The sequence below is a fragment of the Mycolicibacter icosiumassiliensis genome, assembly GCF_900078685.2.
Taxonomy (GTDB): domain Bacteria; phylum Actinomycetota; class Actinomycetes; order Mycobacteriales; family Mycobacteriaceae; genus Mycobacterium; species Mycobacterium icosiumassiliensis.
The window spans coordinates 725,111-750,907 of the sequence record NZ_LT546166.1; the positions used below are offsets into that span (position 1 = coordinate 725,111).

The 25,797-nt window shown below is 67.1% G+C and carries 21 protein-coding genes, 1 tRNA gene and 1 pseudogene; 7 read left to right on the forward strand and 16 right to left on the reverse strand.

The genetic code is table 11. From position 1 onward, the window contains the following. The 6 genes and pseudogenes from BN4346_RS27195 to BN4346_RS27215 all read right to left on the reverse strand — a co-directional run. A pseudogene (locus BN4346_RS27195) lies at positions 1 to 177 on the reverse strand (type VII secretion protein EsxS); the annotation flags it as partial. A gap of 253 nt (positions 178 to 430) precedes the next feature. Next, a complete protein-coding gene (gene fdhD / locus BN4346_RS27200) occupies positions 431 to 1,255 on the reverse strand; it encodes a formate dehydrogenase accessory sulfurtransferase FdhD (protein WP_067968491.1) in 825 nt (274 codons plus the stop codon). Between the two features lie 88 nt (positions 1,256 to 1,343). After that, a complete protein-coding gene (locus BN4346_RS27205; protein WP_067968494.1) occupies positions 1,344 to 3,053 on the reverse strand; it encodes a GMC oxidoreductase in 1,710 nt (569 codons plus the stop codon). 10 nt (positions 3,054 to 3,063) lie between these two features. Further along, complete coding sequence (locus BN4346_RS27210; RefSeq protein WP_067968499.1) at positions 3,064 to 4,599, reverse strand: succinic semialdehyde dehydrogenase; 1,536 nt, start codon at positions 4,597 to 4,599, stop codon at positions 3,064 to 3,066. Next, complete coding sequence (locus BN4346_RS48770) at positions 4,596 to 4,766, reverse strand: hypothetical protein (protein ID WP_235653536.1); 171 nt, start codon at positions 4,764 to 4,766, stop codon at positions 4,596 to 4,598. The genes BN4346_RS27210 and BN4346_RS48770 overlap by 4 nt, the downstream gene beginning before the upstream one ends. Before the next feature lie 7 nt (positions 4,767 to 4,773). Further along, the gene (locus BN4346_RS27215; protein WP_235653537.1) at positions 4,774 to 5,637 is read right to left on the reverse strand and encodes a Rieske 2Fe-2S domain-containing protein; all 864 of its coding nucleotides are present in this window, start codon (positions 5,635 to 5,637) and stop codon (positions 4,774 to 4,776) included. A 113-nt stretch (positions 5,638 to 5,750) separates the two neighbouring features. Here BN4346_RS27215 and BN4346_RS27220 point away from each other — a divergent pair, with 113 nt between their 5' ends. Beyond that, positions 5,751 to 6,935 carry an RNA-guided endonuclease InsQ/TnpB family protein gene (locus tag BN4346_RS27220; RefSeq protein ID WP_078058454.1) on the forward strand — a complete coding sequence of 395 codons (1,185 nt, stop codon included), beginning with the start codon at positions 5,751 to 5,753 and terminating at the stop codon, positions 6,933 to 6,935. A 50-nt stretch (positions 6,936 to 6,985) separates the two neighbouring features. Here BN4346_RS27220 and BN4346_RS27225 read toward each other — a convergent pair whose 3' ends face one another. From BN4346_RS27225 to BN4346_RS49445, 7 genes are all read right to left on the reverse strand, one after another. Continuing rightward, a complete protein-coding gene (locus BN4346_RS27225) occupies positions 6,986 to 7,978 on the reverse strand; it encodes a PDR/VanB family oxidoreductase (RefSeq protein WP_067968502.1) in 993 nt (330 codons plus the stop codon). Next, positions 7,975 to 8,334 (reverse strand): cytochrome P450, encoded by a 360-nt coding sequence (locus BN4346_RS27230; RefSeq protein WP_078058455.1) that lies wholly within the window; start codon positions 8,332 to 8,334, stop codon positions 7,975 to 7,977. Before BN4346_RS27230 ends, BN4346_RS27225 begins: the two co-directional genes overlap by 4 nt. 22 nt (positions 8,335 to 8,356) lie before the next feature. Continuing rightward, positions 8,357 to 9,585, reverse strand: a protein-coding gene (locus BN4346_RS27235) for an IS3 family transposase (protein ID WP_096867456.1) whose coding sequence is annotated in 2 segments (ribosomal slippage) — positions 8,357 to 9,273 and positions 9,273 to 9,585 — 1,230 coding nt in all. Because the reading frame shifts where the segments join, the coding sequence is not laid out codon by codon here. A gap of 63 nt (positions 9,586 to 9,648) precedes the next feature. Then, the gene (locus BN4346_RS27240; protein WP_109562133.1) at positions 9,649 to 10,554 is read right to left on the reverse strand and encodes a cytochrome P450; all 906 of its coding nucleotides are present in this window, start codon (positions 10,552 to 10,554) and stop codon (positions 9,649 to 9,651) included. 46 nt (positions 10,555 to 10,600) lie between these two features. Further along, positions 10,601 to 12,076 carry a long-chain-fatty-acid--CoA ligase gene (locus BN4346_RS27245; protein ID WP_067968513.1) on the reverse strand — a complete coding sequence of 492 codons (1,476 nt, stop codon included), beginning with the start codon at positions 12,074 to 12,076 and terminating at the stop codon, positions 10,601 to 10,603. A gap of 44 nt (positions 12,077 to 12,120) precedes the next feature. Beyond that, positions 12,121 to 13,029: a lysophospholipid acyltransferase family protein gene (locus BN4346_RS27250; RefSeq protein WP_067968516.1), complete on the reverse strand. Its 909-nt coding sequence runs from the start codon at positions 13,027 to 13,029 to the stop codon at positions 12,121 to 12,123. Positions 13,030 to 13,060: 31 nt separating this feature from the next. Then, complete coding sequence (locus BN4346_RS49445) at positions 13,061 to 14,308, reverse strand: PucR family transcriptional regulator (protein ID WP_154677546.1); 1,248 nt, start codon at positions 14,306 to 14,308, stop codon at positions 13,061 to 13,063. A gap of 373 nt (positions 14,309 to 14,681) precedes the next feature. On the opposite strand from BN4346_RS49445, the gene BN4346_RS27260 reads away from it, so the two are divergent. From BN4346_RS27260 to nrfD, 4 genes are read left to right on the forward strand one after another with little or no spacing between them, the layout of a single operon-like run. Next, entirely contained in the window at positions 14,682 to 15,950 is a 1,269-nt protein-coding gene (locus BN4346_RS27260; protein ID WP_067968518.1) for a PucR family transcriptional regulator, read from the forward strand. 57 nt (positions 15,951 to 16,007) lie between these two features. Next, positions 16,008 to 19,190 (forward strand): formate dehydrogenase-N subunit alpha, encoded by a 3,183-nt coding sequence (fdnG, locus tag BN4346_RS27270; RefSeq protein WP_235653538.1) that lies wholly within the window; start codon positions 16,008 to 16,010, stop codon positions 19,188 to 19,190. Next, a complete protein-coding gene (locus BN4346_RS27275; RefSeq protein ID WP_067968527.1) occupies positions 19,190 to 20,158 on the forward strand; it encodes a 4Fe-4S dicluster domain-containing protein in 969 nt (322 codons plus the stop codon). Before fdnG ends, BN4346_RS27275 begins: the two co-directional genes overlap by 1 nt. Continuing rightward, positions 20,158 to 21,213 (forward strand): NrfD/PsrC family molybdoenzyme membrane anchor subunit, encoded by a 1,056-nt coding sequence (gene nrfD, locus BN4346_RS27280; protein WP_067968531.1) that lies wholly within the window; start codon positions 20,158 to 20,160, stop codon positions 21,211 to 21,213. Before BN4346_RS27275 ends, nrfD begins: the two co-directional genes overlap by 1 nt. A gap of 10 nt (positions 21,214 to 21,223) precedes the next feature. Here the strand turns inward: nrfD and selD are convergent, their stop codons facing one another. The 3 genes from selD to BN4346_RS27295 are packed head-to-tail and all read right to left on the reverse strand — an operon-like array spanning position 21,224 to position 24,242. Beyond that, positions 21,224 to 22,204, reverse strand: a complete 981-nt coding sequence (gene selD, locus BN4346_RS27285) for a selenide, water dikinase SelD (RefSeq protein ID WP_067968534.1) — start codon at positions 22,202 to 22,204, stop codon at positions 21,224 to 21,226. Further along, positions 22,201 to 23,340, reverse strand: coding sequence for a PDR/VanB family oxidoreductase (locus BN4346_RS27290; protein WP_407695052.1), 1,140 nt, complete (start codon positions 23,338 to 23,340; stop codon positions 22,201 to 22,203). Before BN4346_RS27290 ends, selD begins: the two co-directional genes overlap by 4 nt. Beyond that, a complete protein-coding gene (locus tag BN4346_RS27295; protein WP_096867615.1) occupies positions 23,337 to 24,242 on the reverse strand; it encodes a metal-dependent hydrolase in 906 nt (301 codons plus the stop codon). Before BN4346_RS27295 ends, BN4346_RS27290 begins: the two co-directional genes overlap by 4 nt. 117 nt (positions 24,243 to 24,359) lie before the next feature. Between BN4346_RS27295 and BN4346_RS27300 the strand changes: the two genes are divergently transcribed. Both BN4346_RS27300 and selA read left to right on the forward strand, forming a co-directional pair. Then, positions 24,360 to 24,454, forward strand: a tRNA-Sec gene (locus BN4346_RS27300). Between the two features lie 23 nt (positions 24,455 to 24,477). Next, the gene (selA, locus tag BN4346_RS27305) at positions 24,478 to 25,785 is read left to right on the forward strand and encodes an L-seryl-tRNA(Sec) selenium transferase (RefSeq protein ID WP_067968539.1); all 1,308 of its coding nucleotides are present in this window, start codon (positions 24,478 to 24,480) and stop codon (positions 25,783 to 25,785) included. The last annotated feature ends 12 nt before the right edge of the window (positions 25,786 to 25,797 follow it).

The following is a 25,797-nucleotide window of genomic DNA, read 5'->3' on the forward strand; positions in this document are numbered from 1 at the left end:
CACAAACCGCGCATGCGACCCCTGAAACGCCGCAGCCGCCTCACCCACATGAAACGCCTGCGCCGACATCGCCGCCTGCTCCGCCTGCGCCATCGTCGACCGCATCAACGCCGCCTTGGCACCAAACGCCGACTCCGACGCCACCAACTGCGGAATATGCGCATCCAACAAACTCATCCCCGCACTCCTCTCAACTATCGATTAGTCGCCGCCCGCGCCGTTCCGGTTCCATGGAGGCCACGACCGCTCGTTGCTCGCATCGTTGAGAGCGGCCACAGCACTCCCGGACAAGAACGCCGGCAGAGTCAGTCGGGTCAATAACTGAGGGTTGATGCTACGTTATTTACCTCGTTATACGAACCATTAATTGGATCAACAACCGCGAATGAGGATTAACTTTTAGGCGCCTGACGGGGGCTCCGCCGGTGAATCAGCCGACGATGCGGTCCGCGCGGCTGTAGATATTCATCGAGTCACCGCGAAGAAACGCGACCAACGTCAGCCCGCATTCGCCGGCCAGGTCGACGGCCAATGACGAGGGCGCCGAGACTGCGGCCAGCACGGGAACACCGACCATCACCGCCTTCTGGGTCAGCTCGAACGACGCCCGCCCGCTGACCAGCAGCACGGTCCCGGACAGCGGTATCCGGCGCCGCTCGAGTGCCCAGCCGATCACCTTGTCGACGGCGTTGTGCCGGCCGATGTCCTCGCGAACCACCTGCATCGCGCCGCCGTCGGTGAAGTCGAACAGCGCCGCGGCATGCAGACCGCCGGTGCTGGCGAAGACGTCCTGCGCCGCCCGCAGTTGATCGGGCATCGCGGTCAGCGCCGCCGCGGGAATCTGGACCGGGTCGTCGCCCGGGTGATATCGGCTGGCAAGGCGTACCGCGTCCAGTGCGGCCTTGCCGCAGATACCGCAGGATGAGGTGGCGTAGAAGTTCCGGGAGATGTCCACCAGCGGCGGCGGCACGTGCGGCGCCAGTGTCACATCGAGCACGTTGTAGGTGTTGGGGGTCTCCGGGTCGCCGCAGTAACGCGCGCTCACCACGTCGTCACGCCCGGCGATGATCCCCTCGGTGAGCAAAAAGCCCTGCGCCAGCTCGACATCCGATCCGGGCGTGCGCATCGTGACGGTGAGCGGCACACCGCCCAGACGGATCTCCAGCGGTTCCTCGACCGCCAGCGTCTCGGGCCGCTGCATCGCATCCCCTGCGACGAGGCGGCTGATCCGCCGACGCTGCGTTATCCGACTCATCGCTCCATCTTGCTCGGTCCGTTCGCATCTTCAGCGGTCAGTACTCGGCTGGAGAAAACGCTAGGGCGAAAGCTGTTGGAGTGAAAGACTATCCGGCGGCCTCCCGCCGGATAACCGGGAGTCGCAACGCTGCCGGTGCGCCCGCCGGGACCACCGGGTGGTTCGGAACGATCGGGGTGATACGGCGGTAGCCGCAGCTCTGCTCGGGCCGCTGGTCGGCTTGCCCCTTGTTCGGCCACATCGCGGCGGCACGCTCGGCTTGGGCGGTGATCGTCAACGAGGGGTTCACCCCCAGATTCGCCGAGACCGCCGAACCGTCGACCACGCTGAGGGTCGGATAGCCGTACACGCGGTGATACGGGTCGATCACACCGTGGTCGGGATCCGCGCCGATCGCGCACCCCCCGAGGAAATGCGCGGTGAGTGGAATGTTGAACAACTCTCCCCAGGTTCCCGCGGTCACGCCGCCGATCTTGGCCGCGATCCTGCGGGTCGCTTCGTTGCCCTCCGGGATCCACGTCGGATTGGGCTGGCCGTGACCCTGTTTGCTCGACAGGTGCCGGCCGCGCAGCCCGCCCTTGGTGTAGGTGGTGATCGAGTTGTCCAGGTGCTGCATCACCAGGGCGATGATCGTGCGCTCGCTCCAATTCTTCACCGCCAGCACGCGCAGCAGCGCGACCGGATTCTTGGCCGCCACACCCAGGAACTTGCACCAGCGTGGCCAACGGCCGCCGCCGTCGGTCATCAGGGTCTGCAGCAGGCCCATCGCGTTGGAACCCTTGCCGTAGCGCACCGGTTCGACGTGGGTGTCACCCGAAGGATGGAACGAGGAGGTGATGGCCACCCCCCTGGTGAGGTCCAGGTCGGGATCGACTTTGTACTTCATGGCACCCAGAATCGACTCCGAGTTGGTGCGGGTGAGCACACCGAGCCGGTCGGACAAACCCGGCAGGGTTCCGGTGTCCTTCATCTTGTGCAGCAAGTTCTGGGTGCCCCACGTGCCGGCGGCCAGCACCACGTACTGCGCGGTGTAGGTTCGGCGGTTCTTTCGCAGTAGCGCTCCGCTCTGTACCGTGTCGACGTGCCACGCCCCGTCCGGCGCCTGCCGCAGCGACGTGACGGTGGTCAGGGGATGCACTGCGGCACCGGCCCGTTCGGCAAGGCCGAGATAGTTCTTCACCAGCGTGTTCTTCGCGCCGTAGCGGCAGCCCACCATGCATTCTCCGCATTCCACGCAGCCGGTGCGTTCGGGCCCGACGCCCCCGAAGAACGGGTCGGCGACGGTTTTGCCGGGCTCCCCGAAGAACACCCCGACCGGTGTCTGGATGAACGTGTCACCGACGCCCATGTCCTCGGCAACCGCTTTGACGATCTCGTCGGCCGGGGTCATGTGCGGGTTGCGAACCACACCGAGCATGCGCTGACCCTGCTCGTAGTAGGGCGCCAACTCGTCTTCCCAGTCGGTGATGTGCTTCCACTGCGGGTCGTTGAAGAACGCGGCGGGCGGCTTGTACAGGGTGTTCGCGTAGTTCAACGATCCGCCGCCGACACCCGCGCCGGCCAGGATCACGCAGTCCCGAAGTAGGTGGATTCGCTGGATGCCGAAGCAGCCCAGTTTCGGCGCCCACACGAATTTGCGCAGATCCCAACTGGTTTTCGCGAACTGCTCGTCACTGAAGCGACGGCCCGCCTCCAGCACACCGACCCGGTATCCCTTCTCGGTCAGCCGCAAAGCTGTGACGCTGCCGCCGAATCCGGACCCGATCACCAGGACGTCGTAGTCGAATTGCTCGGCCATGGGCTCCTCCTCATTTGACGCCGGGCGTGCGCCGCAGCACCCGTAATCCGGTGGTCATGATCCGCGCGTAGCGGCCCGGTTCGAGCCACGACGGCGCGCCGACCGGTAGCAGCCGCTCGGTGGCAATCGTCTGCGGTTCGGTGTATTTGAGGATGCCGTGTTCGCCGTGTCGACGCCCGAGACCGGAGGCCTTCATGCCGCCCATCGGCGCGTCTACCGACGCCCACGCGGCGGCGTAGGCCTCGTTGACGTTGACGGTGCCGGCCTGTAGCCGGGCGGCGACACGGCGGCCGCGCTTCGGGTCTGAGGTCCAGACGCTGAAGTTCAGGCCGTAGTCACTGTCGTTGGCGCGTTCGATCGCCTCGTCGTCGTCCTGGACCCGATATAGCGAGACGACCGGCCCGAACGTCTCCTTGGCGAACGCGGCCATGGACTCGTTAACCCCGGACAAGATGGTGGGCTCGTAAAAGTAGGGGCCGATGTCCGGGCGTGCCCGGCCGCCGGCCAGCACGTTGGCGCCCTTGCTCACCGCGTCGTCGACGTGGCCGGCGACAACGTTGAGTTGTTTCTGCGAGATCAGTGATCCCATATCTGCCGAATAGTCCAGGGTCGCCGACAGTTTCATTGCGTTAGCGGCGTCGGCGAAGCGGGTGGTGAACTGATCCCAGAGCCGGGCCGGCACATAGATGCGTTCGACCGAGATACACAGCTGCCCGGTATTGGAGAAGGCCGCCCGCAGAGCGCCCGACACCGCCTTGTCGACGTCGGCATCGTCGAGCACGAGCAGCGCGTTCTTGCCGCCGAGCTCCATCGAGCAGTCGATCAGTCGCTCACCGGCCTGCGCGGCGACGGTGCGCCCCACCGCCGTGGAACCGGTGAACATCAGATAGTCCGAGTGTTCGATGATCGGCGCACCCAGCTCGGCGCCGAAACCGGTCAGCACCTGCACCAACCCCGGCGGCATACCGGCTTCCTCAAGCAAGGCCACCGCCCACAGCGCCGAAAACGGGGTCTGCTGATCGGGTTTCGTCAGCACTGCGTTGCCGGCGACGATGGCGGGAAGGGCGTCGCTGATACCCAGGGTCAGCGGATAGTTCCACGGCGAGATGATCCCCACCAGCCCCTTGGGGTGATGCAGTTCGGTGACCTGGGTGAGCGCCAGCTGCACACCCTGCCGGCGCTTGGGGCGCAGGTAGTCCGCGGCGGTGTTCGCGTAATAGCGGGCCGTCAGACAGACATCGAGGATTTCTTCGAATGCGTGCCGGCGCGCTTTGCCGTTCTCGAGCTGGATCAGGTCGAGAACTTCGTCCTGACGTTTGAGCACCAGGTCGTGGAAGCGCAACAACACCGCGGCCCGGTCGCGGATCGGGCGCGCAGCCCATCCCGCCTGCACCGCGCGAGCACGCAGCGCCGCGGCAGCCACATCGGCACCGCCGCAGCGCGGCACCCGTCCCAACAGCTCGCCGGTCATCGCGTTGGTGACCTCGATGGCGGAGTTCGGGTCCGCGGTCGCCACCCTGGCGGAGAGCTCATCGGTGCGGGTCATGGCATCCCATTCAGAACGAAACGACCGGACTCCTCGTCCACCATCTCCATGGCGATCCGGCGCGCACGCACCGCAGCGCGGTCGGCTTTGACGTTGATGTCACGGCGGGGCTCGCCGCGTTCGCCAAGTCGCGCCTGAATCGTCTCCAGCACAACCGAATCCCGCATCGCCCAGTCATGGAACATGCTGCGCAGAAACTCGGCGACCCGCCCGTCGTCGGGTAGCGAAGTTGCGGGCCATCTGCAGGAAGACGTGGGTGGCCTGCGGGGATTCGGGGGTAAAGCCCTGGATCCGGAGCAGCTGGTGGGTAGTGCCGGCCTCGAGATCGATCACATAGTGCTGAACGTGCAGCCCCGGTGCGACGAAGGTTCCCTCCTCGCGTCGGCTGCCCCTGGTGTCGGCGGGAAGGCCGGTGATGTCGGCTTCCCAGGGGGCCAGGCGGCTGGGCGGCGTGATCCGGGAGTAGGAGACCGACCGTTCGGAGACCTCGACCTCGTCGAGTTGGGGAAGAACTTCGATATCCGGCGGAACGACTTCGGGGTGCATCACGAATACATCGGTCAGGTCGAGGTAGTGCTCGTGCAGCAGCAGGTAGTTGGCGTCGACGCGCAGCACCTCGGTGGTGCCGGTCCATCCCGAGCCGTCGGCGTACCACGGCACTCGCGGTGGCGGGCGCAGCGCGGCGACACCGGGATCGCCGAGCCAGATCCAGACGAACGGCGCCCGCTCCTGAACCGGGTAGCTGCGAACTGCGGCGCCGGGCGGCACGTTCTCCTGTGACGGCACGTCCAGCAGGCAGCCGTCGGCGCCGAACGCGAAGCCGTGGTAGCCGCAGATCACCCGATCACCGTCGCGCCGGCCGGCCGACAGCGGATAGGCCCGGTGGATGCAGCGGTCCTCCATGGCGACCACGTCGCCGGATCGGCGGCGGTACAGCAGGACCTGCTTGTCGAGGAGACGACGGGTCAGCAGTCCTTGCCCGACTTCGGCGCTGGCCGCGGCGACATACCAACAGTTGTAGGGATAGTTGGGTCTCATCTCAACTCCTTCGCCGAGAAGCGACGGGATTTCTGCCTGGACGAAACGCTGATCCCGCTCCGCACGGGTCTATGACACCCGTCTGTGTCGGTGGCGAGGTTTACATTGCGGGTATGTCCAGGTTCCTGCTGTTGCCGACATCCGCTCAGCAAGTCGTGTTGTCGGAACATTGCCGACATGCGCGGTTCGTGTGGAATCTGGCAGTGGAGCAGCAGCAGTTTTGGCAACCGGGGCGGCACGCCCCTGGGTACAACAAGCAGTCGGCACAGTTGACCGAGGCCCGCGCCGAATATGCTTGGTTGGCGGCTGGGTCGCAGACGGTGCAGCAGCAGGCACTGCGGGATTTCGCACGCGCCATGGAAGGCTTTTTTGTGGGCACTCATGGCCGTCCGTCGTGGCGCAAGGCCCGGGTACATGAAGGGTTCGGAGTAGTCGGGGTGCGGCCAAGCCAAGTCCAGAGGCTCAATAGGCGTTGTGGACAGCTGTGGGTACCCAAGGTTGGGTGGGTTCGGTTCCGATGGACGCAGGCGGTGCCGAACGGTGTGAAGTCCTACCGCGTTACTCAGGATCGGGCTGGTCGGTGGCATGTCGGCTTCCCGCGCATTCCCGACCCAATCCCAGGGCCGCGTGACGGCAGCGTGGTGGGTGTCGATCGCGGTGTGACGGTGTCGGCGGCACTGTCTACCGGCGAGCTGCTGCACGCTCCTGGTCTGACCTCCGGTGAGCAGGCCCGGCTGTGTCGATTGCAGCAACGCCTCACCCGCGCCAAGCGAGGCTCCAACCGCCGACAGCGAACCAAGTTGTCCATCGCGAAGCTCAAAGCGCGCGAAGTATGCCGACGACGAGATTGGGTCGAGAAGACCACCACCGATCTTGCACGTCGGTTTGACACTATTCGGGTGGAAAAGCTCGACGTGCGGGCGATGACCCGCTCTGCGCGCGGCACGGTTGACAAACCAGGCACTCGCGTTGCGCAGAAGCGGGCGCTCAACCGTGAAATCAGTCGTCAAGGGTGGGGTCAGCTGGTTATCCGACTCAGCAACAAGGCCGGGGGCCGGCTCGAGCGGGTCCCGGCCGCGTACACATCTCAACGATGCTCGGCATGCGGATATGTCGCGCCCGAAAACCGCAAGAGCCAAGCGGTCTTCAGGTGCGTCGCCTGCAAAGCGGGACCGCGCAACGCCGATGTAAACGCAGCACGCAACATCGCCGCCGGACGGGCGGTGCCAGCACAGGGAGACTTCGCCGTAGGGCGGTCTGTGAACTGTGAACCTCAACTCAGCTCTCCTGCTTCCTAAGTTAGGTGGGACGGGGTTGGAATCCTCGGGCTTCGCATCCGGGGAGGACGTCAAAGGTCCAGCACCAGCCTCTCGGAGAGCGACCGTGAAACGCAGATCATGATTGTCTGGTTCGCCGCCTTCTCGGCGTCATTGAGCACGGAGTCGCGATGGTCGCCCGCGCCCTCGATGATGTCGCATTCGCAGGTTCCGCACACGCCCTCCATGCACGACCCGAGTACGTCGACACCGGCTTCCTCACACACTTTGTAGATCGATTTATCTTGTGGCACTGTCAAAGTCATTCCGGACCGCTGACATTCCACGTCGAAGGCGGTCAATGCAGCGGGTTCGTCGAGCGCCTTGGCCGAGAAACGTTCCACGTGCAGGCTTCCGTCCGGCCATGAGGTGCACGCGTCCTCGACCGCGCCGAGCAGGCCCTCCGGTCCGCAGCAGTACACCAGCGTGTCCTCGGATGGTTGGGCGAGAACGGATTGCAGGCTCGCCCGGAAGTCCGGCTCGTCGTCGTCGCGCGAACAGAGCACCACCCGCTCGCCGTAACCCTCGAGCTCGGCGACGAAGGCCATCGACGCTCGCGTCCTGCCGCCATAGAGCAGCTTCCAGTCGGAGCCCGCGGCGTCTGCCGCGGCGATCATCGGCAGCATCGGGGTGACACCGATACCGCCCGCGATGAAGTGGTACCGCGCCGAACCGACCAACGGAAAGTGGTTGCGGGGCCCGCGGACCCGCACGGTGGCTCCCTCGTGGAGCTTGTCGTGGACGAACTGGGATCCGCCGCGACTGTTCGGGTCGAGCAGGACGCCTACCCGCCACTGCGCGCGGTTGGCGGTGTCACCGCACAGTGAGTACTGCCGCACCAGCGACGGCGTCATGATCAGGTCGATGTGCGCCCCGGGTGCCCAGTCGGGCAGGTCGGCGCCGGCCGGGTCGGCGAGGGTGATCGTCACCACCCCGTCGGCCGAGGTCTCTCGGCGGCGTACCTCCAGGTCGGCCTCGACCTCCCGGTAGGCCGGGCGGCCACGGGCGGTCTCGGCGGCCGTCACGATGTTCTCCGGACCGGAATCGACTTGAACTGGTTGAGGAACAACGCCCGCACCCGGGTCGGCTCCCCGTCCGGCATGAGATCGGGAAAGCGTTCCAGGGTCCGCTGAATCCACAGCTTCAGCTCCAAGCGGGCCAGGTTGGCGCCCAGGCAGAAATGCCGGCCGCGGCCGCCGAACGCCTGGTGCTTGTCGGCAAGACCCTCGCGGGTGATGTCGAAGGTGTGCGGATCCGGGAAGGCCGTCTCGTCACGGTTGGACGCCAAGTACCACAACAAGAGTCGATCGTTTTCCTTGATCGTCTTGCCGTGCAATTCGGTGTCACAGGCCGCCGCGCGGCCCATGGGCCTTGCCCCCATGTAGTGGACACGGGATTTGTGGTTAAGCAGCTTCGGGCAGCGTAGCCGGTGTCAGGGTCCTTTCGTAGGTGGCAGGGCTGGATTGACGGCAGTGGGAGTGCCGTCGTTTGGTGTTGTAGCGGGCTAGCCATCGGAAGACCTCCCGGCGGCAGGTCGCCGCGTCCGGCCAGCAGGCACGGTCCTGCAGGATCTCGCGTTTGAGGGGGGCGTTGAAAAATTCGGCCAGGGCGTTGTCGGCGCTCGTTCCCACCGCTCCCATCGACTGGATGACCCCATACTCGCGGCAGAGGGACACGAAATCCCTTGAGGTGTACTGACTTCCGTGGTCCGAGTGGAACACTGCACCGGCCAACGTGCCGCGTAGCGCGGCAGCGGCGTTGAGGGCGTCGGTGACCAGTTCGGTGCGCATGTGATCGGCGATCGCCCACCCCGCTACCCGCCGCGAGCAGCAGTCGATCACCGTGGCCAGGTACAGGTTGCCGCCGGTGGCCAGTGGCAGGTAGGTGATGTCGCCGACATAACGGGTGTTGATCTGCGCGGCGGTGAAATCCCGCTTCAGCAGATCAGGGACTTTCTGGCTGGCCGGATCCGCCGCGGTGGTCTTGACCCGCCGCCGGCGCCGATAACCGACGATCCCGGCGCCGCGCATCACTCGAGCGACCCGCTTGTGGTTGACCCGCTCACCGTCGGGCGCACCATCGTTGAGCTCGGCGGTGATCCGCGGCGCCCCGTAGGTGTTGTCCTCGCCGTGCACCACCCGGATACGGGCGGCCAGCGCCTCATCAGCGGCGGCCTTCGCGGCGCGGGAATCGGCGCCGGCGAGCCAGGCGTAGAACGATGAACGCGCGACCTCCACGACCGCGCAGAGCCACTTCACCTCGAAGGCGTGTAGGTGGTCGGCGACGAACTGGAAGCGGCTCACCAGTTCGTCTCCCCGGCGAAATATTTGGCTGCCGACCGTAGAATGTCCCGCTCGGTGGATAGCCGAGCCTCGGTGGCGCGCAGCGTCTTGTTCTCGGCGCGCAGCCGCACCAGTTCCTGCTCCGGGCTCTCGGCCCCTGGCGCAAGCTCGGTCTCTACGCTGCCGCGGCGGTGCCGAATCGCCACGCCGGCCGACTTGCACCACGCTGAGAGCGTGGCTTCGCTGACACCGAGCTCGGCAGCGATCTGCGTAATCGTCGCACCCTCGGTATCCCGGTACAGCGCGACCGCGTCACGCTTGAACTCATCGGGGTAATTTTTCCTTGCCATCGGGTTGGATCATCTCGCTTCCCCCAGGACATTCCTGGGATTGAGCGTGTCCAACACACGGGGTCAAGTCCCCATGAAGGAGAACGCCGGATAGCACCGCAGCCCTTCCTCCACGGCATTCGGGATCAGCTCTGGGCGCTCGGCGAGCAGGGTCCGCAGCTCTGGATCGCCCAACAGGTGCAGCATCGTCGCGCTGTAGGTCGCCCGGGTCGAGTCATTGGCAGCCGACATCAGCAAGATGAAGAACGTGCCAAGCTCGATCTCGTTGAGTCGCTCGCCGTCGACCTCCGCGTTCATCAGGGCGGTGATCAGATCGTCGCGCGGGGATTTGCGGCGCTCTTCGATCCGCGCCATGACATAGCCGATGATCTCTTGCAGCACCGCCTCGGTATCGGACCACTGTTCACGGATGGCCGGGTCCTCGAAGGCGGTGAAGACGTTGGTCCAGTGCACCAGCTTCTCGTCGTCCTCGGGCGGTGTGCCGAGCAGTGAGCCGGCCACCCGGGCCGGAACGGCCCGCGCGACATCGGCGACCAGGTCGAATCTCTCGGTGTCGGCGACACGGTCGAAGACGTGGTCGATGATCTGCGTGATGTGGTCCTGGTGCTCGGCCACGCGTTGCGGGGTAAATGCCTTGATGGCCAACGCCTTGAGCCGGTCGTGGCGCGGCGGGTCGATCGAGATCATCTGGGACTGTTGGACGGCCAGCGGCACCCCGATGTCGTCGAGCAGGAAGATGCCGCGCCGTTCGGAGGAGAATGTCTTGTGGTCGCGACTGACGGCCCGCACGTCGTCGTAGCGGGTGATCGACCAGAAGCCGCCTTCGTCGGGCGCATTGCGTTGCGGGCTGAAGTGCGCCGGCGCTTCGCGTTGCATCCTGGCGAACAACTCCCACGGCGGACCGTCATCCCAGTGCGCGGAGTCCGCCAAATCGACGCTGTCGAGGTCCTGTTGACCGACGGTTGTCATCGTCGCACCTTTCCTTGCCGCGAATGCTGGCTGCTTACGAATTCCATTACGCGTCTGCCGGTTTGGCGATCTCGCGTTTGAGGATTTTGCCGGTGGGGCCTTTCGGCAGCTCGTCGACGAACCAGACCTTGCGCGGATACTTGTAGCCGGCGAGCCGGTCCTTCACGAAGTCGCGGATGGCCGCAGAATCCGCCTCAGCGCCGGGCCTCAGCGCAACGGCGGCACCGACCTCCTCGCCGAGCAGGTCGTCGGGGACACCGACCACGGCCGCCTCGCGCACCGCGGGATGCTCGTAGAGCACTTCCTCGATCTCGCGCGGATACACGTTGTAACCGCCGCGGATGATCATGTCTTTGGAGCGGTCGACGATGAAGAAGTAGCCGTCGTCGTCCACCCGGGCCAGGTCGCCGGTGTGAAACCAGCCGTCGGCGTCGATCGCCTCGGCCGTCGCATCCGGGCGGTTCCAGTAACCCTTCATCACGTTGTGGCCGCGGATGGCTATTTCGCCGACCCCGTCGTCGCCGGCCCCGACCAGCCTCATCTCGACCCCGGCCACCGGCGTGCCGATCGACCCCGGCTTACGTTCCCGATCGGGGTGGTTGAACGATGCCACCGGCGACGTTTCGCTCAGCCCGTAGCCCTCCAGGACCATGGTCTGAAAGGCTTCTTCGAAGCCGCGCATCACTTCGACCGGCATCGCGGCGCCGCCGGAGATGCACAACCGCAATGACGCGGTGTCGCCGCGCTGGCCGGCGTGCAGCATCGCGGCGAACATGGTCGGGACGCCTTCGAATACGGTGACTCGATCGCGTTCGATGATCGCCAGCGCCTTCGCCGGTTCGAACCGGGGGATCAGGGTCAGGCATCCTCCGGCGGCGACGGCGGCGTTGAGCCCGGCGGTCTGCCCGAACGCGTGAAACAACGGCAGCGCGCCCAGGATCACGTCGTCCGCGGTCAGGCCCAGCATGTCGACCACTGTCGCGACGTTGCGTCGGAGGTTGGCATGAGTCAGCTCGGCGCCCTTGGGTGTGCCGGTGGTCCCCGAGGTGTAGAGGAGCACCGCGGTGTCCTCATCGTGGCGTGCCACGGGTTCGGCGACGGGATCGGCAGTGCAGATCAACTCCTCGAAGTGCCCCGGGGTCACCACGATGCATTCGGCCCCGGCGGAGTCGGCACCCGCTTGGGCCGCGGCGGCGAATTCATGCCAGGCGATCACCGCTTTGGCTTGCGAATCCGACAGGTAGAAGCTGGTCTCGCGTTCCTTCAGCAAGACGTTCATCGGCACCACCACCCCACCGGCACGCAGCACGGCGTAGTACGCGATAGCGAAATAGGGCACGTTGGGCAGCATCACGCCGACGCGGTCGCCCGGACACAGTCCGCGCGCAACCAGCAGGCCGGCCAGGCAGGCGCTGGCCGCGTCCAAACCGGAGTAGGGAACTTCGACCTCGTCGAGACGTAGCGCCAGGCTGTCGGGGTTGCGACGGGCGGCGTCGATCAGGTTGACGGCAAGGTTGGTCATCGCGCCACCAGCGGTGGTAGCCCCTCGAGCGTCAGCACGGCCAATCACCCCAGGACCGGGAAGCTACGGCGCTTGGCCAGGCGGTCCATCCCCGCCTGGATCGCGCCCTGCACCTGGTCGTAGATCGAGTCGACGTAGTCGGAGTCGTCGAGACGGCCGGGATCGGTGTCGACGCGGATGGGCTCGAGGAATTCGGTGCGGATCTTCGCGGGCAGCGGCACATGCGCGGGCAGGATCTCGATGGCGAGTGGAAACGGGAAACCCGCGATGATGGGCATCGTCGCCCCGCGCAGCCGCTTGCCCAGACCGGTCCAGCGGGCGAGGAATCGACCCTCCGACAGCACGAAGACGGTGTCGTGGCCGCCTACCGTAGCGACCGGGACGATCGGCACGCCGGAGCGGATGGCCTGACGGACGAAGCCCTTGCGGCCCGCCAGCAGTGCCTGGTCCCGGTGGCGCCAGTTGCGCATCGCGTCCTGCTCGCCGCCGGGCCACACCACCACGTCGTGGCCGGCGGCCAGTGCGGCGGTCACCCCGCTGCGCGACGCCGGTATCACGCCGACCGCTTTGAAGTAGTCGCCGAGCAGGGGGGCGGCCATCAGGAGGTCGTGCGCGGTGCCGTGCAGGATCCGCCGGCCTTCGAAATGCCGATGCCAGGCATGCACCAGTGTCCAGGCGTCCATGGTCAGGGAGCCACCGGAGTGGATGCCGATCAGCAATGACGGTTCGTCGGGAATCCGGTGCCAGCCGTCGATTTCCAATCGGAAGTAGTGGTCACACAGGAAGTTGAAGACGGGATTCTGCACGTTCCGCATGAATCGCTCGTCAGGACCGTCCGACGTCGTGGCTGCGGCGAGGCGCTGCGCGACGAATTGCTGGAACCGGCCGAGTGGCTCTGCGCCCTTGCCGGCCTTGACGGATGCGGATTCGGCAGGCGTTGTGGTCGATGTCATCTGGCTTCCTCAATCAAACGTTTGCATGCGGTTAAGCGTCTGTCGGATCTGGGCGGTGGGGTACGGAGTGGCCTCCGATATTGCGGACTTCGGTTTGGGGGCTACTACGACCGCATTCATCCAGCTGGAGCGCCCACCAGACCCCGAACAGCACTTCGACGTCCCGCAGGCTGGTCCCGGTCAGTTCCTCGAACCTGGCTAGGCGGTAGCGCACCGTGTTCTGGTGGACGAACAGCCGGGTAGCCGTACGCTCCACGTGCATGCCGCTCATCAGATATGCCCGTAGCGTCGCGATCAGCTCACGGGCTGAGCCGCCCTCGGAGAGCGGGTCGAGGTAACGCTTACAGAGTGCGTCACCGACGTCGGCGTCGGCCGCGACCGCCGCTCGCAGGCCGATCGCTCCGATGTCGTAGACCCCGTGGAGGCCGCAGGCCTGGATCGCGGTCAGCGCCCGGGTCGCCAACCGGTAGGAGGCGGCCAAGCGCCCCAGGGGCTTGGGCGGGCCGACCCCGACTACGGCAGCAATGTCATGCGGTGGCGGATCACTCAAGAACCCGACCACACATCCGTCGGCGACGGCGCTGAGCCCCCGCCGGTCGGCGCCGTGAAAACCCAACAGCCACTCCAGCTTGCGCTGCGGCGCCGCCTCACTGAGCAAGGCGCGGATCGCGACGAATTCGCCGTTGGGATCCAGGCCGTACGCCTGCGCCTGAATGGCGAGCTCGACGGCGGGGATAGTGCCGGACAACGCACCGCGAACGAACCTGGAGCGCTGCTCCTCCTCGGCAAAACCCAAGGCAAGTTCGGCTCTGCGGTGTGCCCCGACGGTGGCGGCCATCGCGACGTCGGACCAGGCCAGCGTCGACTGCACGAACTCCAGCACGGCGGCGTCCTCGATGCCCAGCCGCGCACTCACTCCCCGGGAGTACGCGACGACCGCCTCGATACCGACGTGCCATGCGTGCAGCATTTCGTCGACAGGAATCCCCTGCTGCGCGCGCGTTTCTCCGATCACGGCCAGCTCGGCGAGTTCGTGTCCACCCCCAGCCGCGCGACAGTCGCGAGCCGCGCGTAAGACCTGTTCCAGCTGCAGCCCGATCTCTTCCTCGAGTTCCAGACTGCTCAAAACGCGGTAGGTGGGTATTTGAGCCTCGATCGCTTCCCGTATGTTCCCGGCGATCTCGGCGAGCTGGCCGAGCAGTGCGTCCACGAGCAACTCCCGGCCCACCTCCACGCCCATCTGGCTCGGGGCGGGAATCCGGTCCGCGACGCGGTACATCACGACGCGCTATCGGTAGCCGGGGTATTCCTGCTCGCCGGGGCCTGCCCGGCGGGAACCGCCAGCGGAAGCAACACCGATGCCAACATTGGCATAAGAATGGCGGCCAACATCATCTTCTCATTTCCGAATTGGCGTTCAAGAATTTTTCAGGGAACGGCACTGGCTTTCGAATTCGCGTTGTCGAATTACGCCGTCTTTCCGAACATTACGCAGCCCGAGTCGACGCGGCTACGTCGTCAACCGACGAAACTCTGACCGGATCGTCGTCTCCCGGGAACAAAGCGCGCACGGGGTTCGGGGTACGCACGGGGTCGCCGCCCAAACCCGCGAATCGCCACGTCGGAGCGGCGGTAGCAACTACCGTCGGGTCATGGGGGAGAGTTCGCGCGACCGCGCAGCCGTTGCCGAGGCTGCGGCAACGATCGTGGGCCGACTCTACGACAAGCTCGACAACATCACCCGCGACATTCAGCAGTTGGTGGTCACCGAGATATCCGAATTGGGCGGCGACGCGCAGCTGCTGCAGTTGCTGCGAGACACCGCTGGCAGCAGCGTCGAATCGTTCTTCTCGTCGATTCGTCATGGCATCCCGGTCCGGAACCTGGAGCCGCCGACTCCCGCGCTGGAGTACGCCCGGCGCTTGGCGCAGCGAGACGTCTCGGTAAATGCGTTGACGCGGGCCTACCGGCTAGGACACCGGGCGACACTGCGCATGGTGATCAACGAGATACGCGCCGCAAATCGGGATCCGGAACTGAGCCTGGCCGTCTACGACCTGATGGAAGACGTGTCATTCGAATACATCGACCAGATCTCCCAGCAGGTGGTCGCCAGCTATCAGGATGAACGTGACCGGTGGGTGGCCAATCGGAACAACCTCCGCGTCCTGCAGGTTCGCGAGCTGCTCGCGGGTGGCGACGTCGACATGGACGCCGTGACGACCGCGTTGCGCTACCCGCTACGCCGGCACCACCTGGCGGTGGTGCTCTGGTATCCGGAACCCTTCGAACGCGCCGATGCGCTGTCCATGGAGCGGTTCGTGCAGAAACTCGGAGAATCGGTCGACGCGACCAACAATTCGCTATTCGTTCCGGTCGATCGAGTGACCGGTTGGGGCTGGATTCCGCTGTCAGCCAAGTCCGCGCCGACCGCTGCGGCACGGCTTCGCGTGTTCGTCGAGAAAGCCACCGACGGCCCCCGGGTCACGGCGGGCAATCCGCTGCCCGATGTCGAAGGATTTCGCCGTTCGCATCAGCAGGCGCGGGACGCCTGGACGGTGATGAGCGCGGCAGGAACCGCCGGTCGCCGGATCCCCACCGCCGGTGACGCCGGTCTCGCGGTGGCGGCACTGATCGGTCGCGATGTCGACGCCGCGACGGCCTATGTCGGTGAGGTTCTCGGTCCGTTGGCCACCGCCACCGACAGCGATGAGCGGCTACGGGAAACACTGCGGGTCTTCCTGAGCACCGGCTCCAGCTACACCGCCGCCGCCGAGGAACTGCACCTGCACCCCAACTCGGTGAAGTATCGCGTCCAGCGTGCGGTCGAACGGCGCGGCCGGCCCATCGCCGGCGACCGGCTCGAGGTCGAAGTCGCGTTACTGCTGTGCGAGTGGTTGGGCGCGGCGGTGCTCAGCTGAGCGTCCTGGCGGGGCCATTCCCGCTCGCGCAAACGCCCACAGCGTTAAGATTCGCAGATGATAGAGCGAAAGTTCTTGGAGTGGCCGGTTATCCGGCAATTGCGCACCGGCGACGTGTTCGGCCGCGGGCCGGCGGTCACCTCCGAACACACCCGCAGCATCGCGCCGCGAACCGCTACCGCCGACCGCGTGGTGAGCAGCGTCTGCCCCTATTGCGCGGTCGGCTGCGGCCAGCGCGTCTACGTCAAGGACGAGAAGGTCGTACAGATCGAGGGCGATCCCCATTCGCCGATCTCGCGGGGGCGGCTGTGCCCGAAAGGGTCGGCCAGCGAACAGTTGGTCAACTCACCCGGCCGACAGATCAGCGTGCTCTACCGGGCGCCCCGTGCCACGCAGTGGCAGCCGATGGAGCTGGACACCGCCATCGACATGGTGGCCGAGAGGTTCATCGCCTCGCGGCGCAACGCCTGGCAGGACCACGACGCCGACGGCCGGCCGCTGCGGCGCACCCTGGGGATCGCTTCGCTGGGCGGCGCGACACTGGACAACGAAGAGAACTACGTCATCAAAAAACTCTTCACCGCCGCCGGCGTCATACAGATCGACAACCAAGCTCGTATTTGACACTCCGCCACGGTTCCCGGTCTGGGAGCCTCCTTCGGTCGCGGTGGAGCGACGCAAACCCTGCAAGACATGGCGAACGCCGACTGCATCGTCATCCAGGGCTCGAACATGGCCGAGTGCCACCCGGTGGGTTTCCAGTGGGTGGAGGAGGCCAAAGCGCGGGGCGCGGTGGTGATCCATGTCGACCCGCGGTTCACCCGCACGTCGGCGGTGTGCGACAAGCACATTCCGATCCGGGCCGGCTCCGACGTGGTGTTGTTGGGTGCGCTGATCAACCATGTGCTCACCCACGACCTGTGGTTCGGTGAATACGTGCTGGCTTACACCAATGCCGCGACGCTGGTCAGTGAGCACTTCCGCGACACCGAAGACCTGGGCGGGCTGTTCTCCGGCTTCGATCCGCAGACCAGGCAGTACGACCCATCAAGTTGGGTCTATCAGCGCGATGACTCCGGCGCGCCCGTCACCGACGAAACGCTGCAGCATCCGCGTACGGTCTTCCAGATCCTCAAGCGGCACTACGCGCGCTACACGCCGGAGATGGTCCGCGATGTCTGCGGTATCGACACGGCGATGTTCGACTACCTGGCGCGCGCGGTCACGGCCAACTCGGGACGCGAACGCACCACGTGTTTCGCCTATGCGGTGGGCTGGACGCAGCACACCCTGGGCGCGCAGTACATCCGCACCGCGGCGATCCTGCAGCTGCTGCTGGGCAACGTGGGTCGGCCCGGCGGCGGGATCATGGCGCTGCGGGGGCACGCCAGCATTCAGGGCTCCACCGATATTCCGACGCTCTACGACATGCTGCCGGGCTATCTGCCGATGCCCAAGGCCGGCCGCGACGACACCCTCGAGGCATACCTGGACCGCGTCGGTTCGAAGAGCCAGAAGGGTTTTTGGGCCAACGCCGACGCGTACCTGGTCAGCCTGCTCAAGGCGTGGTGGGGGGACGCCGCGACCGCCGACAACGACTGGGCTTATCACTACCTGCCCCGGCTGACCGGACCACACGGCACCTATCAGGCCGTGACGGGCATGCTGGCCGACGAAGTGGAGGGCTACTTCCTGCTCGGCCAGAACCCGGCCGTCGGTTCGGCCAACGGCCACCAACAACGGTTGGGCATGTCGCACCTGAAGTGGCTGGTGGTGCGGGATCTGAACCTGATCGAGTCGGCCACCTGGTGGAAGGACGGCCCGGAGATCGCCTCCGGCGAGCTGTGCACCGAAGAGAACGAGACCGAGGTGTTCTTCCTGCCGGCGGCCAGCCACGTCGAGAAGGCCGGGACGTTCACCCAGACCCAGCGTCTGCTGCAATGGCGCCATCAGGCCGTCGCCCCGCCGGGGGACTGCATCAGTGAGCTGGAGTTCTTCATCAAGCTGGGCAACCGAATTCGCGCTCACCTGGCCGGGTCCACCGATCCGCGGGACCGGCCGCTGTTGGACCTGGTCTGGGACTACCCGGTCGATGAGCACGGTGACCCCGATCCGGAGTTCGTGCTGGCCGAGATCAATGGCCATCAGTTGGCCGGGCCCGATGCCGGCCGGTGCATCTCGGGTTTCGCCGAGCTGCGCGCCGATGGATCCACCGCCGGCGGCTGCTGGATCTACGCCGGCGTATACGGGGGCGGGATCAATCAGGCCGCCCGCCGGGTGCCGCACGGCGGTCCGGGCCCCAGCCAGTCCGAATGGGGCTGGGCTTGGCCGGCCGATCGGCGGATCCTCTACAACCGGGCGTCGGCGGATCCGGACGGGGTGCCGTGGAGCGAACGCAAGCGCTACGTCTGGTGGGACGAGCAACTGCGCCGATGGGTGGGCAATGACGTGCCCGACTTCGTGATCGATCGCGCGCCGGGAGCTCGACCGGATCCGGCGTTGGGCGGTCCGGATGCGTTGGCCGGCGACGACCCGTTCGTCATGCAACCCGACGGCAAGGGTTGGTTGTTCGCACCCAAGGGCGTGGTGGATGGGCCGTTGCCCACCCACTACGAGCCGCAGGAGTCGCCGGTCGCCAATGCGGTCTATCGCCAACAGCGCAACCCCGCCCGAATCACCTTCCCCCGCAAAGACAATCTGTCGGCCCCCAGCGCCGGGGAGCCGGGCGCCGATGTCTATCCCTACGTGTTCACCACCTACCGGCTCACCGAGCATCACACCGCCGGCGGCATGAGCCGCTGGCTGCCGTATCTGGCCGAGCTGCAGCCGGAGATGTTCTGCGAGGTCTCTCCGGCGCTGGCCGCCGAGCGGGGTCTGGAGAACTTCGGCTGGGCCACCATCATTTCGCCGCGGGCGGCGATCGAGGCACGGGTGCTGGTGACCGACCGGATGACGCCACTGTTCGTGGGCGGTCACACGGTGCACCAGATCGGGCTGCCGTATCACTGGGGGGTCGGCGGCGACGCGGTGGTCAGCGGAGACGCCGCCAACGATCTGCTCGGGGTGACCCTGGATCCCAACGTGCAGATCCAGGAGTCCAAGGCCGGGTCGTGCGATATCCGGCCGGGCCGGCGGCCGCGGGGCGCGGCGCTGCTGCGCCTGGTCTCCGAATATCAAAGCCGTTCCGGCGCAACACCGGAGACCGGCAATGCCGCTATCGATGCAGAAGGGCGGGACTGATGGGCCAACTGTCCGGGCCGACCGACCCCGCCGCCGACGCCAGGTGGTCGCCACAGCACCCACGCAAGGGGTTCTTCACCGACACGTCGATCTGTATCGGTTGCAAGGCCTGCGAAGTGGCATGCAAGGAGTGGAACCACAACCCGCAGGACGGCCCGCTGGAGTTGCTCGGGTCCTCGTATGACAACACCGGTGCGCTGGGTGCCAGCACATGGCGGCATGTGGCGTTCATCGAGCAGGGCCGTGACCGTATCGCGGAGGCCCGTGAATCCGGCCGGCAGTTGATCAGCCTGGGTCTGCCGAAAATGCCCGATGACCGCGACGACACGGCGGATGTCGCTGCGCCCGACACCGACCAGTTCCGCTGGCTGATGGCCTCGGACGTCTGCAAGCACTGCACGCACGCGGGATGTCTGGACGTGTGCCCGACGGGCTCGTTGTTCCGCACCGAGTTCGGCACGGTGGTGGTGCAGGCCGACGTCTGCAACGGCTGCGGCAACTGTGTGCCGGCCTGCCCGTTCGGGGTGATCGAGCGTCGCACCGACGGAACCGCCGCGCCGAAGACCGCCCGCGGCCCAGAACCGGTGCCCAACACCGGGGTCGCCCAGAAGTGCACGCTCTGTTACGACCGGTTGGTCGACGGCCAGACCCCGGCGTGCGCGCAGACCTGCCCGACGCAGTCCATCCGGTTCGGTGATCACGACGACCTGGTCGAGCGGGCCCGGCAACGGGTGGCCCAGCTGCATGCCCAGGGCCGCACCGAGGCCCGGCTCTACGGCGCCAATGAACATGACGGTGTCGGCGGCACCGGCTCGGTCTTCCTGTTGCTCGATGAGCCGGAGGTCTATGGGCTGCCGCCCGACCCGCGGGTGGGCACCGCCGACCTGCCGACGATGTTCAAACGCTCGGCGTTGGCCGCGGCCGGCATGCTGGCCGCCGCGGCGGTCGCCTTCTTGGGGGGACGCTGATGAGCATGGTGTCCGATGGCCCCCGCCGCGGCGGTGGTAAGCGCCGACGCCGCGGCGGGGGTGACGGCGGCCGTGAGATGCCGATGGTCCCCGACGTGCAGTTCAGCTCCTACTACGGGCGTCCGGTGGTCAAACCCGCACCCTGGTCACACGAGATCGCCGCGTACCTGTTCCTGGGTGGGTTGGCGGGCGGCTCCGGCCTGCTGGCCACCGGTGCCCAGCTGACCGGCCGAAAAGTGTTGCGGCGCAATTCCCGGCTGGCGGCGCTGGGGGCGATCGTATTGAGCGCAGCAGCGCTGATCAGCGACCTCGGCCGGCCGGAACGGTTCGTCAACATGTTGCGGACCATCAAACTGACCTCGCCGATGAGCCTGGGCTCGTGGATTCTGTCGGGGTTCGGTGCGGGCACCTCGGTGGTAGCGGCCGCCGAGCTGGATCGGTTGACCGGCCAGCGGCTACCGCTGGGCCCGCTGCGCGGGGTGCTGCACGCGGTGGAGGGGCCGGCCGGCTTGGAGGCTGCGGTGTTCGCGGCGCCGCTCGCCGTCTACACCGCGGTGTTGCTGGGCGATACCGCCACCCCGACCTGGCACGACGCGCACCGCGATTTGCCGTTTGTGTTCGTCAGCTCGGCGAGCCTGGCCTCGGGCGGCTTGGCCATGCTGACCACGCCGGTGTGTGAGGCCGGGCCGGCCCGGCGGTTCGCTGTGCTCGGGGTGCTCGGCGATGTCATCGCCACCCGGGCCATGGCGCACCGGATGGACCCGATCGCCGCCGAGCCTCTGCACCAGGGCCGGGCCGGGGCGATGCTGCGTTGGAGCGAACGGTTGGCGATCGCCGGAGGTATCGGGACGCTGTTGGGCGGGCACCGGCGCGGTGTGGCGGCGTTGTCGGGGCTGGCGCTGCTGGGCGCCTCGGCGCTGACCCGATTCGGGGTGTTCGAAGCCGGCATCGCCTCGGCGAAGGACCCCCGCTACACCATCGAGCCGCAGAAGCGCCGGCTGGCGAAGCGGCAGGCGGCGGGAATCACCGGGGATTCGATCACCACCGCGGATTAAGAGTTCCACCTCATCGGACCTCAATTCCACTGCCCGCCAAGGTATGTCCGATCACCGGATGGCCGGGCAGCTCGCCGACCACCAGCAGGCCTCCGGAGGTTTGGGCGTCGGCCAGCAGCAGCAGGTCGTCTTCGCCGACTTCGGGCCCCAGGCGCAGGTGCGGACGCACCCAGTCCAAGTTGCGGCGCGTGCCGCCGGAGACGTAGCCATCACGCAAGGCTTCATGTGCGCCGGCGATCATCGGCACCGCGGACCGGTCGAGCACCGCACCCACCCCCGACGCGCGGCACATCTTGTGCAGGTGGCCGAGCAGCCCGAAACCGGTGACGTCGGTGGCCGCCCGCACCCCCAGCGACACGGCGGCGTCGGCGGCGTCGCGGTTGAGACCGACCATGGTTGCGATCGCCTCGTCGAACACCTCGCCGGTGCGCTTGTGCCGGTTGTTGAGCAGCCCCACCCCCAGTGGCTTGGTCAAGGTCAACGGTAGGCCGGGCCGGGCGGCGTCGTTGCGCAGCAACTTAGTCGGGTCGGCCACCCCGGTGACCGCCATGCCGTACTTGGGCTCCGGATCGTCGATGGAATGGCCGCCGATCACCGGGCAGCCCGCCTGCTGCGCCACCGCCAGACCGCCGCGCAGCACCTCGGTCATCAACTCCAGCGGCAGCGTTTCCCGCGGCCAACCGACCAGGTTGATCGCGACCACCGGGCGCCCACCCATCGCATAGATGTCCGAGAGCGCGTTGGCGGCGGCGATCCGGCCCCAGTCGTAGGCGTCGTCGACGACGGGGGTGAAAAAGTCCGCGGTGGACAGCACAGCCAGGTCGTCGCGCACCAGCACGGCCGCAGCGTCGTCGCCGTCGTCGAGGCCGACCAGAACGTTCTTCCCGGACTGCCCGGTCAGGCCGCGTACCGCCTCTTCCAGCTCACCGGGGGGAATCTTGCACGCGCAGCCGCCGCCGTGGGCGTAGCCGGTCAATCGCACGTCGGTCATGCGTCGATGACCAGGTGGTCGCCGGCCGCGCGGGAGATGCAGATCAGCATGTCCCCGTGGGCACGTTCGGTATCGGTCAGGGTCTGATCTCGGTGGTCGACCTCTCCGTCGAGCACCCGCACCCGGCAGGTGCCGCAGAAGCCCTGCTTGCAGGAGTAAGGAGTGGCGGGGTTGACCTGCAGAATCGCCGCCAACGCGGTCTGCTCGGCACCGACAGGGACGGTGGTGCCGCTTTTGGCGAGGGTGACGGTAAACGGTTTGCCGTCCAGAACCGGTGGGGCAGAGAACCGTTCGTAGTGCAGCTCCACGTCGGTGCGGCCGACCAGTCCCTCGCGGAGCACTTCGAGCATCGCCGGCGGGCCGCACGCGTACAGCGCTGTCGGCACTGGCGCGTCCCCGATCAGATCGGCGGCTGTCGGCAGCCCATGCGTGTCGTCGGTGCGGACGGCCACCTTGTCGCCGAACTGCTCCACTTCTGCGATGAACGGAATGCTGTCGACGGAGCGGCCGGTGTAGATCATCGACCAGTCCAGGCCCAGGCGCTCGGCGGCGCGCATCATCGGCAAGATCGGGGTGATCCCGATACCGCCGGCGACGAACCGCAGATGCTGCGCCGACGAACCGTAGCCCGGAACCGCCATGGGCATGCCGTTGCGCGGCCCCTTGATCGTGACCGTGGCGCCGGGCTGCAACCTGTCGTGCACTTCGATCGACCCGCCACCACCGTCGGGAATGCGGCGGACCGCGATGCGGTAGCTGTCCGAGTCCGCGGGGTCCCCGCACAGCGAGTACTCCCGCATCCGCCCCGAGGGCAGCAGCAGGTCCAGATGTGCGCCGGGCGTCCAACGGGCCAGCGGCTTCTCATCGGTGGCGACCAAGGTCAGCGCCACCACGTCCTTGTCGTGCGCCACGATCTCGCGCGCGGCCACCCGCAGCTCCCGGGTGCGCTCCGGCTCGGCCAACTTCCGGCGCCGCATCAACATGCTGAACGTCGGGAACGCGATGGTGGCCAGCAGATTCGAGAACCGCAACAGCGGATCGTGACGCCACCGTCCGTACAGCTGCGGCGGCACGTCGGTGGGAATCTCGCCAAGTGGCCGGAATCGTGATCCGGCGGCGTCGTGTCCCGAGGTCAACGCCGCGCCCTCCGCGCTGCCGGCGAGGTCGCCAGGTAGGCCACGGCCTGCGCGGTGGAGCCGATGGACGCCGGGTCGAACGAGGGTTTGAAGTAGACGACGGTGAATTTGAGCACCTGCCGCAGCTGGGGCAGGATGTTGCGCCGCGAGCCGCGCAGGTACTGACGCCACAGCCAGAAATAGGAATGGCTGATGGTGGGATCGGTCCGGCAGGTGAATCCGATCGCCCGGTGAATCATCAGCACCAGATAGACCAGCGCGACCACCATGGCTCGGCATCGGTTCAGGTAGCCGGGGTGAAAATAGTTCGCCACATCGTGCGCGACGCAGCGGTGCTCGATCTCCTCGGCGCCGTGCCAGCGGCAGATGTCGGCCATCGTGGGGTCGACGTCGTAGTCGTCCCACGCGCAGTTCAGCACGAAGTCGCCCAGGATCGCGGTGTAGTGCTCGATCGCCGCGATCAGCCACAGCCGCTGCACCATGTCGTTGTATCGGGTGCGGGCAAACCGTTGGCTGCGCGGCGCCAGCAGCCGCCGGAAGAAGTACTCGAACTGCCGCAGGATGGGCCCGGTGTCGACGCCGCGCGCCTCCAGGAACTCGGTCACCGCTTTGTCGTGCGACTCGGCGTGCATCGCCTCCTGGCCGATGAAGCCGCGCATGGCACGCGCCAGGTCCTCGTCTTTGACGTAGGGCAGCGCCTCGTTGAACACCTCACAGAACCACCGCTCGCCCTCGGGCAGGATCAGGTGCAGGATGCTCACCACATCGGAGGCCACCGGCTCGCCTTTGATCCAGTGCAGCGGGGTCTGTGACCAGTCGAACTCGACGTTGCGGGCGTGGATCTCCACGCCGGCCGGCTCATAGATATGCCCGCCCACCGCCGGCTTGGTTTGGCTCGTCATGATCGCGGCCTCCTTCGGGGCCATGCTACCCACGAGCTCGGCGCGTTTTTCTCCTCTGACCGGTCGTTATCGCGCCAAAATCGGCCGAGGACCACGGCGGTGACTAGGTTGATCAGCGGAGGCGTCTGAGTCCTGGTGGGCTCCCCGGTCTTCAAAACCGGTGAGGCCGAGTAGCTCGGCCTGGCGGGTTCGATTCCCGTCCGCCTCCGCCAGCTGAGTATCTCCAGGAGGAGCTGTGACCGACGCCGATCCGCGCCGCGCCATTCCGCGCACCGATGCCCTGTTGATGCTGCCGCCGGTCCGCGCGGCCCGTGCACGACTTGGCGAGCATGTGGTCCGCGGCCTGGTGCGCGACGCGCAGGATCGAGCACGACGCGGCGATCTGGCACCAGAACAGGTTGAAAGCGCTGTCCTGGAAGGTCTTTCCGGGCAGACGGGGACGACGTTGCGGCCGGTGCTCAACGCCACCGGGGTGGTGGTGCACACCAACCTGGGTCGAGCGCCGCTATCGACCGCCGCGGTCGAGGCGCTGGTGGCGGCCAGCGGCTACGTCGACGTCGAGCTGGACCTGGTCACCGGTGCACGCTCGAAACGTGGGGTCGCGGCGCGGGCCGCCCTGCTGGCGGCCTGCCCGGCCGCCGAGGACGCGCTGGTAGTCAACAACGGTGCCGCGGCTCTGGTGCTGGCCACCACGGCGCTGGCCGCCGGCCGGGAGGTGGTGGTCAGCCGGGGTGAACTGATCGAGATCGGGGCCGGATTCCGGCTACCGGACCTGATCGCCTCCACCGGGGCGAGGCTGCGGGAGGTCGGCACCACCAACCGCACCCACCTGCGCGATTACGCCGAGGCCATCGGACCCCAGACCGGCTGCATCCTCAAAGTTCATCCCAGCAATTTCGCCGTCCATGGCTTTACGGCGTCGGTGGATTTGGCGCAATTACGGCCGCTGGCAACCCAACACGGCGTGGCCTTGGTGGCCGATCTGGGCAGCGGACTGCTGGCCCCAGATCCGCTGTTGCCCGACGAGCCGGATGCGGCGACCACGCTTGCCGCCGGCGCCGACATCGTGACCGCCAGCGGGGACAAGCTGCTCGGCGGGCCGCAGGCCGGAGTCGTGTTGGGCCGGGCCGGGGTCATCACCCGGCTCGCTCGACACCCGTTGGCCCGCGCGGTTCGCGCCGACAAACTCACGCTGGCCGCCCTCGAGGCCACCGTCTCCGGCGCCGCCGCACCGGTGACCCGGGCGCTGCACGCCGACCCCGGCCGGTTGCATGCCCGCGCCGAGCAGCTGGCTGCCGCGGTCGGTGCCACCGTCGTCGACCACGATGGCCGCGTGGGAGGCGGCGGCGCTCCGGGAGTCCCGCTGCCGGGCTGGGCGGTCCGGCTGCCCGAGGCGGCGGCCGCCCCGCTGCGCACCGGCGATCCTGCGGTGCTGCCCCGAGTGCACGACGGCGCCTGCCTGATCGATCTGCGCTGTGTGCCGGAAGCCGACGACGGACGGCTGCTGGCCGCGGTGCGGGCCGCACTCGACCGGATCGAGTGAGGACGTTCGGCC